This window comes from Furfurilactobacillus milii, from assembly GCF_021654115.1.
GTDB classification, from domain to species: Bacteria; Bacillota; Bacilli; order Lactobacillales; family Lactobacillaceae; genus Furfurilactobacillus; species Furfurilactobacillus milii.
Genome location: NZ_JAIWJF010000003.1, coordinates 270,020 through 284,138 on the forward strand (window position 1 = coordinate 270,020; position 14,119 = coordinate 284,138).

General features: G+C 44.3%; 12 protein-coding genes. 10 read left to right on the forward strand and 2 right to left on the reverse strand.

The annotated features are described in order from the left end of the window. Nucleotides 1-55: 55 nt before the first annotated feature. The 8 genes from LDK34_RS12635 to LDK34_RS05755 all read left to right on the forward strand — a co-directional run bounded on the left by LDK34_RS12635 (nt 56) and on the right by LDK34_RS05755 (nt 8,919). On the forward strand, nt 56-1,072 hold the full coding sequence (locus tag LDK34_RS12635) for a helix-turn-helix domain-containing protein (RefSeq protein ID WP_178942474.1): 1,017 nt from the start codon (nt 56-58) through the stop codon (nt 1,070-1,072). Beyond that, nucleotides 1,069-2,667 carry a RecQ family ATP-dependent DNA helicase gene (locus LDK34_RS05725; protein ID WP_178942475.1) on the forward strand — a complete coding sequence of 533 codons (1,599 nt, stop codon included), beginning with the start codon at nt 1,069-1,071 and terminating at the stop codon, nt 2,665-2,667. The genes LDK34_RS12635 and LDK34_RS05725 overlap by 4 nt, the downstream gene beginning before the upstream one ends. A 46-nt stretch (nt 2,668-2,713) precedes the next feature. Further along, entirely contained in the window at nt 2,714-3,319 is a 606-nt protein-coding gene (locus tag LDK34_RS05730) for a LysM peptidoglycan-binding domain-containing protein (protein ID WP_178942476.1), read from the forward strand. Between the two features lie 119 nt (nt 3,320-3,438). Next, nucleotides 3,439-4,134: a (d)CMP kinase gene (gene cmk, locus LDK34_RS05735; protein WP_236941551.1), complete on the forward strand. Its 696-nt coding sequence runs from the start codon at nt 3,439-3,441 to the stop codon at nt 4,132-4,134. Nucleotides 4,135-4,206: 72 nt separating this feature from the next. Next, nucleotides 4,207-5,403: a 30S ribosomal protein S1 gene (rpsA, locus tag LDK34_RS05740; RefSeq protein ID WP_236941552.1), complete on the forward strand. Its 1,197-nt coding sequence runs from the start codon at nt 4,207-4,209 to the stop codon at nt 5,401-5,403. 146 nt (nt 5,404-5,549) lie between these two features. Then, nucleotides 5,550-6,860 (forward strand): ribosome biogenesis GTPase Der, encoded by a 1,311-nt coding sequence (der, locus tag LDK34_RS05745; protein WP_017261922.1) that lies wholly within the window; start codon nt 5,550-5,552, stop codon nt 6,858-6,860. Between the two features lie 238 nt (nt 6,861-7,098). Continuing rightward, the gene (locus LDK34_RS05750; protein WP_017261921.1) at nt 7,099-7,374 is read left to right on the forward strand and encodes an HU family DNA-binding protein; all 276 of its coding nucleotides are present in this window, start codon (nt 7,099-7,101) and stop codon (nt 7,372-7,374) included. Nucleotides 7,375-7,638: 264 nt separating this feature from the next. Next, complete coding sequence (locus LDK34_RS05755) at nt 7,639-8,919, forward strand: tetratricopeptide repeat protein (protein ID WP_178942479.1); 1,281 nt, start codon at nt 7,639-7,641, stop codon at nt 8,917-8,919. A 73-nt stretch (nt 8,920-8,992) separates the two neighbouring features. On the opposite strand, the gene LDK34_RS05760 is transcribed toward LDK34_RS05755, so the two are convergent. Together LDK34_RS05760 and LDK34_RS05765 are read right to left on the reverse strand one after the other, a co-directional pair. Next, the gene (locus LDK34_RS05760) at nt 8,993-9,826 is read right to left on the reverse strand and encodes a site-specific integrase (RefSeq protein WP_178942480.1); all 834 of its coding nucleotides are present in this window, start codon (nt 9,824-9,826) and stop codon (nt 8,993-8,995) included. Between the two features lie 31 nt (nt 9,827-9,857). Next, a complete protein-coding gene (locus LDK34_RS05765; RefSeq protein ID WP_161003153.1) occupies nt 9,858-10,733 on the reverse strand; it encodes a YitT family protein in 876 nt (291 codons plus the stop codon). A gap of 133 nt (nt 10,734-10,866) precedes the next feature. On the opposite strand from LDK34_RS05765, the gene LDK34_RS05770 reads away from it, so the two are divergent. Both LDK34_RS05770 and LDK34_RS05775 read left to right on the forward strand, forming a co-directional pair. Continuing rightward, entirely contained in the window at nt 10,867-12,102 is a 1,236-nt protein-coding gene (locus LDK34_RS05770) for a CCA tRNA nucleotidyltransferase (protein ID WP_178942481.1), read from the forward strand. A 63-nt stretch (nt 12,103-12,165) separates the two neighbouring features. Further along, complete coding sequence (locus tag LDK34_RS05775) at nt 12,166-14,082, forward strand: ABC-F family ATP-binding cassette domain-containing protein (RefSeq protein ID WP_236941553.1); 1,917 nt, start codon at nt 12,166-12,168, stop codon at nt 14,080-14,082. The last annotated feature ends 37 nt before the right edge of the window (nt 14,083-14,119 follow it).

Genomic DNA, 14,119 nt, shown 5'->3' on the forward strand with positions numbered 1-14,119 from the left:
AGTAGTCAGCGGTCTTGTGTTAAACTGACATCACAACATTGTAGGAGGGGTTGGCGTGAATCCAGAATTTTTAATCCGTTTATTATCGGCTTCACAACCACGCCGACCCAAAGTTATTTTTAACTGTTTGACCGGCAAACGAACGGTGTCAGTGCTCTATTGGGCGCTTCGTTATAAACTGCTATCCTGGCTGAATGTATTCCCATCGTTACAGTGGGACACGTTTAACGGAGCAGTAAATAAGTTAGTGCAGGATAAACGCGTGACAGTTCAGTCGGACGGCCAGTTATTGAGCAATGAGGCATTGGAAAATGATGAACTGTCAGAACTCTTTCCGGCAGAACAGCGGCAAGTGTATCGAATTATGCACGTTAAAATCGTGGCTGAAACTACTTTATTAGGCATTCAGGCTCTTTCACATACCATTTATCACGATATGGGGTATTTTCCCGTCAGTGTTAGTGAACGTGCCAGAGTACAGGTACGGCGCTGGTTCAGAAGTAGTTCATTTGATGAGAACCATATACGTGACTTAACGCTGGCCTTAAACCGCTGGTTAGCGACAATGCCGGCGCGAAAGGCAGACGTCTTTTTGAGTCAACTGGCTGGGGAAATGCATCCAGGCTACACTGTTCAACAGCTTTCACAAGCTTTGAACCTGCCGACATGGCAAATTGATTTAATTCAGGCGGCCAACTTGGCGGCATTTGCGCAGTTTTGCCAAGCCGACACGCATGGGTGGCGTAATTTATTAAGTCCGTTTATGGATCAGGCATTACCACGACCGGTGAAGCAGACACTTAGTGCTGTTCAGCAAGGGACAACAAGAACAGCGATTTCACAACAACGGGGATTGAGGCCCAGCACAATTAATGAACATTTATTAACTGCCGCGATTTTATTACCGCTGGATCAGTTTCCGTATGAAAAATGTGTTGATGAGGCTACTCGTGAAAGCATCAAAAAACATCAACCTGTCAATATTGACAATTGGCAGGGTTCATTGGGTGCGACGCCAGATCAGTTTTTTCAATATCGAATGACACAAATTTGGGAGACAAAGCAAAAATGAGTCGTGAACCACATAAAATTGACAATGACATCCAATTGCCACGGCATGTTAAGCCAAATGATCCACGTTTAAAATTATCAGAGACTGCTGTTGATTTAGCACGTGATCGGCAAGCGGCATTGCGTACTCATTTTGGTCTCAAGAAGTTTCGACCTGGACAGGCAGAAGCAATTGACAGTTTACAACAAGGACGAAATGGCCTGGCCATTCTACCGACTGGGAGTGGCAAAACATTAATTTATGAACTGACAACTTATTTGATAAACCGTCCGTGTTTAATTGTGTCGCCGTTGTTATCATTAATGCAGGATCAAGTGGGACGATTGAATCAGCGCGGTGAACGGCGGGCAGTGGCACTGAACTCATTGCTGACTAAACCGGAAAAAGACAGTATCTTAAGTAGACTACAACAATATCGATTTATTTTTATCTCACCGGAGATGCTTCAAAATGAGGGTGTGATGACGTCAATTCAGCATTGTAATATTGGGCTGCTGGTTATTGATGAGGCTCACTGTATCTCAACGTGGGGACCAGATTTTCGACCCGCCTATTTGAGCTTAGGTGACGTTCGGAGTCAATTGGGCAATCCATTAACCTGTGTGTTGACCGCTACCGCTGATGAACATGTTCAAACCGACATTTTGACACAGCTACGTTTAAGGCCAACTGCTGCAAGAAAAGCGTCGATGGCTATGGCTACTGATGATCAACAAAACGTTCAAGTCATCAGGCAGTCAGTAAATCGTCCCAATATTTTCCTGGCGATGCGTTCCGTTACTTCGCGAAAGGAGAAGGCTAACGAACTTATGGGCCTGATGGCAAAGATTGTTAAGCCTGGAATTATTTATTTTTCAAGTAAGGCACAAGCCGATGAATGGGCGCAACGGCTAAGCGACGCTGGGTATCCCGCGGCCAGCTACCATGCTGGTTTAGATGCTCAAACGCGATATACGGTCCAACAACAATTTATGGCCGACCAATTGCAAGTTGTTTGTGCAACGAGTGCGTTTGGGATGGGCATTGATAAAGATAACATTCGCTTTGTCATTCACTATCATTTACCAGGCAACTTAAATGATTACGTGCAAGAAATAGGACGGGCAGGCCGTGATGGGCAACAAAGTATTGCCATCTGTCTCATTGCACCAGGCGATGAACAATTGCCGGCTGATTTGGCGACGCTCCCACTACCGAATGATCGCCAAGTCAAAACATTTTATGAAACCAAACAACCAGCGTTACAAACTGATATGGACCAGTTGCTTGACTATTACAAAAAGCATCATTTTAGCGAACAACAACTGATAGATCGATTTGGCGAACTGCGTCAAGAACGACAACTTGCATTGCGCAAATTCATTAACTTTACGCGATCACCTGACTGCTTGCGAAAAACGCTACTGAATGGTTTCAATGAAACTTCGGTGCCACATGACCACAGCTGCTGTGCGCCTATCGGAACGGAATTCTCATTGTCAGAATTGGGATTGGCACAGGATCAGCATGAACTGCAAAAGACAATGCAAATTCCAGGCTGGCGTCAGCAGTTTAAGGCACTTTTTAGCGAAAACTTTACTAATTCCAATGTTTGAATATGCTAGTATGTTAGACAGTGATAGGAAACAGGGAGGAAACGTCATGAGTCAAAATAACGATCCTCAAGGACAAAAGCCTTGGGACAAAAAGTTTTCGGAGGATAATGGTGAAGTATCTCGTACTGCTAACCGCAAGCGTAATAGCCATAATTCATTAATTACAGCATTGCTTGTCCTAGTTATCATTGCGTTAGCCGCAGTGCCAACCTGGTATTACTTGGCTCACATGAATACGTTTAATCATCCTCAGAGCGCGGCCGTGTCGGTCTCCTCATCTAAGAAAAAAACGAGTAGTTCGTCTGTAAAAAAAAAGACAGCTTCCGGCAAGTCATCTTCTGTGAGCTCAGTTAGTGACAGTGCAAGTTCGACTGATACAACATCGGTCAGTAGTGTCACAGATGACAGTAGTTCTGTAGCAACGACACAGTCCAGCGACAATACGGTTAGTTCAGATGACACTAGTTCATCTTCAAGCCAAAGCAGTTCTAGCAGCTCCGATAGTGGTAATAAATATGTCACGGTTGAAGCCGGGCAAGGCTTGTACCGCGTTGCTGTTAATAATGGGTTGTCCTTGCAACAACTGTTAACACTAAACGGACTCTCAAGTTCATCCCAAGTTGCACCTGGGCAAAAGCTCCGCGTTAAATAACAATGAAATTAAGCTAAGAAATGTCTCATTTTGGTAATAACCTAAACTGAGACATTTTTTTGTGTTTCAACATTCGGTATAATGATAAGGTTCGAGAATGTGTATAGGAGAGGACAAGCATGAATGATTCTGCTGTAAATGGCATTCAAATTGCCATTGATGGCCCGGCTTCAGCTGGGAAAAGTACGGTTGCTAAACTCGTGGCCGCCAAATATGGATACGTTTACTTGGATACGGGTGCAATGTATCGGGCGATTACATGGGTTGCACTGCAACAGAATGTTCAACTAGACGATGAATCCGCAGTGATGGCTGTCGTCGATCAGACACCGATTCATTTTGCAGCTGGTTCACCAGATCAACTCGTTTTTGCAGGTGATCAGGATGTTACAAAGGCGATTCGTAGTGAGGACGTTACTAATAACGTTTCAACAGTCGCTGCCTTACCGCAAGTGCGGGCTGCCTTAACTGCGCAAATGCAAAAGATTGCTGCGGCAGGTGGCATTGTGATGGACGGTCGTGATATTGGTACAACGGTCTTGCCGCATGCACAGGTCAAGATTTTCTTGGTTGCCAGTGTTAAGGAACGCGCCCAGCGTCGTTATTTGGAAAATCAGAGTAAGGGCATTGAGGTTTCACTTGAGACATTGGAAGATGAAATTCAAGCTCGCGATTACAAAGATTCTCACCGGGAGACGTCACCATTGGTTCAGGCCAAGGATGCCCAGCGTTTAGATACGACTTCATTATCGGTTAAGCAAGTGGTCGAACAAATTTCAAAGACCATCGATCAATATTTAAATCATCAAGGTTAGGCTTATTACTGGTATTTCATCGGTAATTCGATTATTATGTTAAATAGATATTGTCACTAGGAGGATTTTTTGATGAGCGAAAGCGAAGACAACAAAGAATTATTAGATGCGTTAAACAACGCGGGCCAAGTAAACATTGGCGATGTCGTTAAGGGTGAAGTATTGGCCATTGACGAAGACCGACAAGCAATTGTTGGTATCGGCGACACTGGGGTTGAAGGTGTCGTACCAGTAAAGGAATTAACTTCTGATTCAGATTCATTAAAAGTCGGTAACGTCCTGGATTTAGTTGTCATTTCACGAATTGGCAACGATAAAGAAGGCGGCAGTTACCTGTTATCACAACGTCGTTTGGAAGCCCGCAAGGCTTGGGACAACATTGAAAAGGAATACCAAAGCGGCGACAACTTGGATGCTACTGTTACACAAGTTGTTAAAGGTGGCTTAGTGGTTGATGCTGGTGTGCGTGGATTTGTTCCTGCATCAATGGTTTCTGACCACTACGTTGAAGATTTAAACCAATTCAAGGGTCAAAAATTGACGTTTAAGATTGTGGAAATCGAACCAAGCGAAAACCGTTTGATTTTGTCCCACCGTGCCATTGTTGAAGCAGAAAACAAGGCTAAACGTGAAGAGTTGTTTGCAACACTTGTTGCTGGTGATGTTGTCGAAGGTACAGTTGCACGCATGACTGACTTTGGTGCATTCGTTGATCTTGGTGGTGTGGATGGTTTAGTCCATGTTTCCGAAATCTCATACGAGCATGTTAACAAGCCAAGTGATGTCTTAAAGGTTGGTCAACAAATCAAGGTTAAGGTATTGAATGTTGACCCAGATCGTCAACGAATTTCATTATCCTTGAAGCAGACACAACCTGGTCCTTGGGATGACATCGAAGAAAAGGCTCCAGTTGGTGCCGTTCTTGACGGAACTGTTCGTCGTTTGACTGACTTTGGTGCATTTGTTGAAGTGTTCTCAGGTGTTGAAGGCTTAGTTCACATTTCACAAATCTCTCACGAACACATTGCTACACCAAATGATGTTTTGAAGGTTGGACAAGATGTTAAGGTTAAGGTTCTGAATGTTGATCCTGAACAACAACGTCTTGGTTTATCCATCAAGGCTCTGGAAGAAAAACCAGCCAGTGAAAATAACCATGAAGAACACGAAGATCGTGGCGCTTCTCGTAATGATGTTCAAAATTACTCAAGTGATGACGATGGTGGTTTCACAATTGGTGATTTGACTGGTAACGATTTAAACAAGTAGGTTGAATTAAGCTACCATGGATTCCTCCGTTTTGGGGGAATCTTTTTTTATGGTAATGCGATGTCTCCCAGCGGGCGGATTGTTGCGAAATACGTGACAATTGCGTACACTGGGACACGATATTGAACAAGAACAGGAGGAAAGCTATGGCTAATCCAACAGTGGCCATTGTTGGCCGACCAAACGTCGGGAAATCCACTATTTTTAACCGTTTAGTTGGTGACCGAATTTCCATTGTGGAAGATACGCCGGGAGTTACCCGTGATCGTATTTATTCATCTGCAGAGTGGCTCGGTCGTCACTTTAATTTGATTGATACTGGTGGGATTGATCTGTCAGATCAACCGTTTAGTGTGCAAATCACCGAACAGGCAGAAATTGCGATTGATGAAGCTGACGTAATCGTCTTTTTGGCGAGTGCGGTAGAAGGTGTCACCGACGAAGACGAACAGGTCGCAAAGATTTTATACAGAGCTGATAAGCCGGTCTTATTAGCCGTTAACAAGGCCGATAATCCAGAACAACGTCAACAAATTTATGATTTTTATACACTTGGATTTGGCGATCCATACCCAATTTCCGGTGCTCATGGGACCGGTTTAGGCGATTTATTGGATGCAGTGGTTAAAGAATTTCCAACCGATGCAGCTAACGATGAGGATGACAGCATCCGTTTCAGTTTGATTGGTCGGCCTAACGTCGGCAAATCATCCATTGTGAATGCTTTACTGGGTGAAGATCGTGTCATCGTTTCGGATGTTTCCGGTACTACTCGTGATGCCGTTAACACGAAGTTTACAGATCCCGATGGCGATGAGTTCACCATGGTTGATACCGCTGGGCTTCGTAAACGTGGTAAGGTTTATGAAAACACAGAACGGTATTCGGTCATGCGCGCGATGAGTGCCATCGACAAGAGTGATGTTGTGCTGGTTGTTTTGAACGCCGAAGAAGGCATTCGCGAGCAGGATAAACACGTTGCTGGGTACGCACACGAAGCTGGCCGGGCGATTATCATCGTTGTTAACAAGTGGGATACGTTAACCAAAGATGATTACACAATGGCTAACTTTGAAGCAGAGATTCGTGACCAGTTCCAGTATTTGGACTATGCACCGATCGTGTACGTTTCTGCAAAGACGCATCAACGTTTGGACAAGTTGCCAGCCTTAATTAAGCAGGTTAACGAGAACCATCGCAAACGGATTAAGTCTTCAACATTAAACGATGTGATTACTGACGCAATTGCAACAACACCAACACCGACACAAAATGGGCGTCGATTACGAGTTTATTACGTCACCCAAGTTGCAATTCAGCCACCGACATTTGTCTTCTTTGTTAATGATCCGGAACTGATGCATTTCTCATATCAGCGTTTTTTGGAGAATCAAATTCGTAAGGCGTTCGACTTTACGGGGACGCCAATTCACCTAATTCCGCGTCAAAGAAAGTAGTTGCATCAGTCAAATTAGAACGATTCAATCACTTTCATTATAAAAATGGCTAGAAACATTGATTTAACAAGGAAAAATGCACTTTTTTGCTTGTTCAAACGATGTCTGTGTGGTAAATTGAATGTTGAAATGATGCGGTTGACCGTTATTGTTTCGCCGTTTCTGGACCACTCAGAGATGGCTACTAGATGTTTACATAATTAAACGTCTAAGCCCAAATCCGGAGGTGAAATCTCACATGGCAAACAAGGCACAATTAGTTAACGATGTTGCAGCAGCAACTGGTTTAACCAAGAAATCAGCAACCGAGGCTGTTGATGCAGTTTTTGACTCAGTTCAAAAGAGCTTAGCTAAGGGCGACAAGGTGCAATTGATCGGCTTTGGTAACTTCGAAGTACGTTCACGCGCTGCTCGTAAGGGCCGTAACCCACAAACTGGGCAAGAAATCGAAATCCCAGCAAGCAAGGTACCTGCATTCAAGCCAGGTAAAGCTTTAAAGGATGCCGTTAAGTAATTTATTACTTGATGGATAAGGACTCGGAGAAATCTGGGTCCTTTTTCTTTTTCCCAAACTAATTGTTATAGTTTGTTTGAGATAGTGGTTATTTCGGCGCTTGCGGTTGTCAAAATCGAATGCTGCCCTGAGACCGGTCCCAGGGAACGGCGTTTCTGGTCGACGCAACGATTAACGCAACACTATCAGTGCGTTTGCTGGTGTTAAATGCCGGATAAGGGTACAATAATATGTCGATATTAAGAATTATGAGGAGGCCGAAACATGAGTGAGACGAATAGTTATTCGGTTCAAATGCTCGATGCTTTGCAAAGCGGTCAGGTAGATAAATCAAATAAATTATTTGCGTGGGCATTGCGTAAAGATGATGACGACACTTTGTATAATTTGGCTGAACAATTATATGGCCTAGGTTTCAATAAAAAGGCGCAACGAATCTATGAAAAATTATTAAAAGAGTATCCGGATGAGGACGAACTGAGAACGAGTTTGGCCGACATTGCGATTGACGAGGGTGACACGGACGCTGCAACTAATTATTTGGACGCCGTCTCGCCAGATTCTGACGCGTATCTACAAAGCCTGTTAGTGGCGGCTGACCTATATCAATCAGAGGAATTATTTGAAGTTAGCGAACAAAAATTGTTAACGGCAGAAAAAATTGCTCCAGATGAACCGGTGGTGTTGTTTGCACTTGGTGAATTTTATTTCATGATGCGTGAATATCAAAAATCAATTAACTACTATTTGGATTTGATCAAACGTGGCATTCCAAAGATGGAAGACGTAGATTTAGTTTCCCGCATCGGGGTTGCTTATGCTAATTCGGGTAAATTTGAACAGGCGGTTGGTTACCTTGAGCAGATTCATACAGCCGATATGACACCGGACGTCCGTTTTCAACTTGGCTTTGTGTACACGCAACTCAAGGATAATCAAAAGGCGATTCACACATTTGAGCAGTTGCATGACGAGGATCCTTCGTATTCGTCACTGTATCCGTATCTTGCCCGCGCACTGTCTGATGATAATCAGGTTGAGGCAGCCTATAAGGTCGCTCAAGAGGGTTTAGGTGTTGATGAGTATAACCAGGACCTCTTTGGATTAGCGGCGAATTTGGCGCTTAAATTGCAGGAGAACGGAGCTGCAGAGGATTACCTCAAACGTGGGTTAGCGCTGGATCCTGATAATCAGACGCTCATGATCCAGTTGAGCAACTTGTATGTTCAGGCGCATCACGATGTAGCAAATGTGGACTTGGCAACTCAGTACGTTCAGCGTGACCAAGTTGACCCACAAGTGTACTGGAATTTGGCGGTTTCTTACGTTCGTTTGGAAAAGAATGAAGAGGCGCAAACTTACTATGATGCAGCACGGCCTTACTTTGAAGACAATCCTGATTTTTTAAAGCCGGCATTCTTCTTCTACCGTGAGCAGGGGCAACCCGAAGTTGCGGTTAATTTGCTGCGGAACTATCTGAAGTTGCAGCCGGAGGATGAAGAAATGGTTGCAGCCTTAGAAGATTACGAAGACCAAGGCTACTAAAAAATAATTTAAAAAGCGACTCATCGAATGATGACACCTCAATAGGTGGCCTCATGTTGATGAATCGCTTTTCTTATGCCTGAATCTGTTGCTGTAGTTCTTGATAATACCGCAAACTTTGTGGCGTCAATCGTAACGCCTGTGCGAGCGTTTGATTGTCGTCATGACGGTGGCGTTGCAGATATACAATAATAAAGGCTTGGTGTAACGCACGCGGCGAAAGTGAGAATCCCAGGCGTTCTTCATCAGCGTCCAAGTACTTATGTAGCGCGGGTAAAGTCAGCTGGGGGTGTTCTAGGTCGAGGCGTTGTTTTAAAAATAGATCCTGTGATTGCTGCCTTGTTTGCAATGGCGCAATAAAGCGCTGGTAGGCACGAATAAATTGCCGCTCAAACGGTTTCCATTGTAATGTGGCGAATGTTTTGTAAAAACCTGGTTGTAAAAATTCAGCAGCTGTAAATCCCTGATTAATGAGTAACAAACTGAGTCGTGTGTAAAAGCTCAATTGACCGTCTTCGACGATTTCGCCAAGTTCATCCAGCCACTTGACCGTCACCTTGGTAGGCTTTGCCAATGTTTTGCCGTGCATCGTTAAAGTTGGCAATTCTTGCATGAGGTGATGTCCAAAAGCCCATTTAAAGTAATTATTTAGGTGAGACAGCAACTTGTTGTAGGTGTTGGGATTAATGGTGTGGTGTGCTAGGCGATAGCTCAAATAATCTTGAACATCGTGTTCGAAGATATTGGTTAATTTCGGTGCTGTCGCAAAGCCAGGATTATTTTGCATCAAGTAATCAAAAAGGGCTCGTAAATCCCCGTGATACTGATTGATAGTTGCTAATGCTAAACCACTTTGCTTTAAATGAGCTTCAAATTCTGTTTGGTACGGATACACTTGATTAGTCATAAATGTCCTTTAAATACATGAGAATTGAAATTTAGAAAAGTGAACGGCGTTTGACCACTTTATATGAGAAGCCTTCACCGATGTTTTGTTGCACAGGTAAGATTGACATAAAGGCATGATCGTCAATCCGTTCTACAATTCGTCGCATTGTCTGGACCTCTCGCGGACTGATGACACAATAGAGCATCTTTCGTGGCGTATTCGTAAAGCCACCCTCGGCATCCAGATAAGTCACACCACGTTGGAGTTCAGCGATGATGGCTGCTGCAATTTCCTCATTTTTGTCGCTCATAATCATAATGGCGCGAGCTGCATAGGCGCCAGATTGGGTGAAATTAACAATTTGGGTGAACACAAACGAGCACAATAACGTGTACATCATGTGCACAACGTCAATGTAGACCAATGACGCTGATAACACCACGACATCCTGAATCAGAAGGCTGCGTCCCATCGGCACGCCACTTTGTTTTTCAAAAATGCGGGCAATGATGTCGGTACCACCCAGTGTGCCACCGGAACGATAAACTAGACCACAGCCGAAGCCGCCCATAATACCGGCCAAGGCACCGGCTATGAACAGGTCATGGTGAATATTGATGGCAATGGGCATTCGTTGCCACACCCACAGCCATACAGATAGCATGGAAATGCCGAAAACGGTGTATACAAACGAACGTCGACCCAATAAACGCCAGCCAATCAATAACAATGGCACGTTGATGGCAAACGTAGTGTAAGCAGGATTCAAATTAAATAATGCCCGTAATATTAATGAAATTCCGGCAACACCACCGTCAGCTAGCCTATTCACAATGTTAACGTAAACTAACCCAAAAGCGTATAGTGCTGCGCCCAGTGCAATAAATATGAAGTCGCGTAACCGCATCGTTTCATCTTGTCTCATTATGGCCCCCAATGATCCGTGAATATTTTACTATCACTAAAGATAGCAGACCAATTGAAGTTTAGCCATAGTGTATCAACGCCATATTTCTGCTAGAATGGGTGATAAATAGTTAATGAGGGGATGGCTTAACATGCGTTTAGCACAATTGCCGCGAGAATTTGTGGGTGCACAACCCATTTTGACAACGCTCGAAGCCGCTGGTTATGAAGCCTACTTTGTGGGTGGCTCAGTGAGAGACACAATTTTAGGCAAACCAATTCACGATGTGGACATTGCCACTAGTGCGTACCCAGAAGAAGTAAAGGCGTTATTCAAACGGACGGTAGATACCGGTATCGAACACGGCACCGTCATGATTCTAGATCATGGGACTGGCTATGAAACAACAACCTTCCGGACAGAATCTGGTTACCAAGATTATCGTCGGCCAGATAAAGTGACATTTGTTCGCCACTTGGAAGATGACCTTAAACGCCGCGATTTCACGATTAATGCGCTGGCTCTGCGTCAAGATGGTGAAGTTATTGATTTGTTCGACGGATTAAGTGACCTGAAAGCTGGCATTATCCGTGCTGTTGGTGATCCGGAAGCACGTTTTGGTGAAGATGCACTACGCATGATGCGCGCCGTTCGTTTTGCTAGTCAATTGAACTTTAAGATTGAAGATAAAACGTTGGCAGCTATTCACACGCACGCACATTTATTGAGTCAAATTGCGGTTGAACGGATTCATGATGAGTTTGTGCGGATGATGCTAGGGAAAGCAGCATATCGTGGCCTGTCTATGATGATTCAAACGACGTTGGCAGACTATTGTCCTGGTTTGGTGGGGCATACAATCGATTTGTCCACGATTGCGACGGTACCGGCATTAGCACCTAAAGATGAAGTTGAAGTTTGGGCGATGGTGGCATTTCATTTAGGGCTGTCATATCCAGACACGGTGGAGTTTTTGCAAGCATGGAAGACAGCCAATCATATCATCAAGGCGGCCAATCAGGCGCTTCATTTGGCATATGCACAGCAGTATCATGGTGTTACCAAACAATTGCTATTTGCGATGACGCCAGACACGATCGCTGCAGGCACCAATGTTGCCCGTATGAGTGGCTATGGTCCAGATGATCCAAACGAGTGGCTGCGCGTTTATAATGAGCTACCAATCAAGGATTCGCATGACCTTGCGCTGAGTGGCGCTGACTTAATCAAAAAAGCCGGTTTAACGCCTGGTCCTGCAGTTGGTGAAACGCTGCAAAAAGTTCAAAATGCCGTTATTGATGGTGAACTTAATAATGAGGCCGCAGAATTGTTGAAATATGTTCAGGATAAGATCCTGGCAAAAAATGACACCTCAACGAAAAAATGAGATTGCATCTGGCGCAAGTGGCCAGTGACAACTGTTAGAGATAGGACGGACAAAAAATAAATCATGCAGACATTACGAGCAGAGGCATTAACGAGTGTCTACGGTGAAAAAACACTTTTTGATAAAATTTCCTTTTTGATTGGTGAAAATGACCGGATTGGCCTGATTGGCACAAATGGTAGTGGCAAAACATCTCTTTTAAATACGATTGCTGGTGTTGACCCGCAGGACTCTGGCACAATTGAAACACCAAATGATTACCGGATCAGTTATCTCCGGCAGATTCCTGACTTGGATGATTCGTTATCCGTTATGGAAGCGGTGTTCGCCGGTGCACAGCCGGTATTTGCCACCATTCGTGAATATGAGCAAGCGTTGGCCAAATACAGTTTGCACCCGGAAGATGAAAAGGCGTTAGCTCGTTACACTCGGGCTGAAGCGAAAATGAATCAGGAAGATGCTTGGTTGGCCGAAAGTAACGTCAAAACCATTTTGACGCAATTGCATATTACCGACCTGGATCAACAGGTTAAAACATTGTCTGGTGGTCAGCGTAAACGGGTAGGTTTAGCGCAGGTGCTGATTCAAGCGCCGGATTTGTTGTTGCTGGATGAACCTACGAACCACTTGGATTTTGATTCCATTGACTGGCTGGAAAAGTACTTGGCCAGTTATCGTGGTGCTGTTCTTGTCGTGACACATGACCGTTACTTTTTAGATGCCGTGGCAACGCGGATTTTTGAACTATCGTTTGGACAGCTTTACGAATATCAAGGTAATTATCAGGCGTTTGTTGGGCAGAAAGCGGAACGCGTTGAGCATGAAGTGGAGGCCGACCGCAAACAGTCGCAGCTCTATAAAAAAGAGCTCGCATGGATGCGCACATCCCCGCAAGCCCGTAGTACAAAACAACAGGCGCGGGTGAATCACTTCAATGACTTGAAGGATAATCTCAATACCTTGCAGGTTGACCAGGATGTTGACATTAGCCTAGGTCAGCAACGGTTGGGTAAGAAAGTGATCATTGCCAAACACGTTAATTTGCAACTCGGCGATCATAAACTATTGAATGACTTCAACTTATTGATTCAAGCAGGTGATCGGATTGGGATTACCGGGGTTAATGGGGCCGGCAAGACTAGTTTGCTAAACGTGTTGGCACAACGTTTGCCGGTTGATAGTGGCACGGTTACGATCGGCGAGACCGTCAAACTTGCCTACTACACACAGCAAACTGAGCCAATTCCAGGTGATAAACGAGTCATCAGCTACCTGAACGAAGTAGCGGAGACTGTGACCGATAAAGATGGTAATGAGATTAGCACGACTAACCTGTTGGAGCAGTTCCTGTTTCCACGGTTTATGCATGGTACGTTAATCCGTAAATTGTCCGGTGGTGAAAAACGTCGACTGTACCTGTTGAAGTTACTAATGGAACAGCCAAACGTACTCTTCCTAGATGAACCGACCAATGACCTGGATATTGGAACGTTGACTGTCCTTGAAGATTACCTCAGCAAATTTGCTGGCACCGTTATCACGGTCTCACATGATCGTTACTTCTTGGATAAGGTTGCTGACCAGTTACTTGTGTTTGATGGGCATGGCAAAATTGATCATTTTATTGGTCAATTTAGTGATTACCTGCAACAGCAGGCACAGTCTGAGGCACGTCAACATGAAGAAAAGACATCAATAAGTGAGTCATCTACTAAACAAGATGAAACTGCCGTGACCGATGAACCCCAAACGAAGACTAAACATAAGTTAACGTATGCGGAACAAAAAGAATGGGATGGCATCGAAGGTAAAATCGATGATCTTGAACAACAAAAATCAGCAATTAGTACTCAGATGAATGAGAACGGCGCCGACTATGGTAAATTGGCCGATTTGCAAAAACAGTTTGAAGAGACTGATTCGGAACTGACCAAAGCCATGGAACGCTGGGATTATTTAAGTCAGTTTGTTTCTGAATAAAAATGCTTTATTTGAACTATCATGACGTTAACGCTTA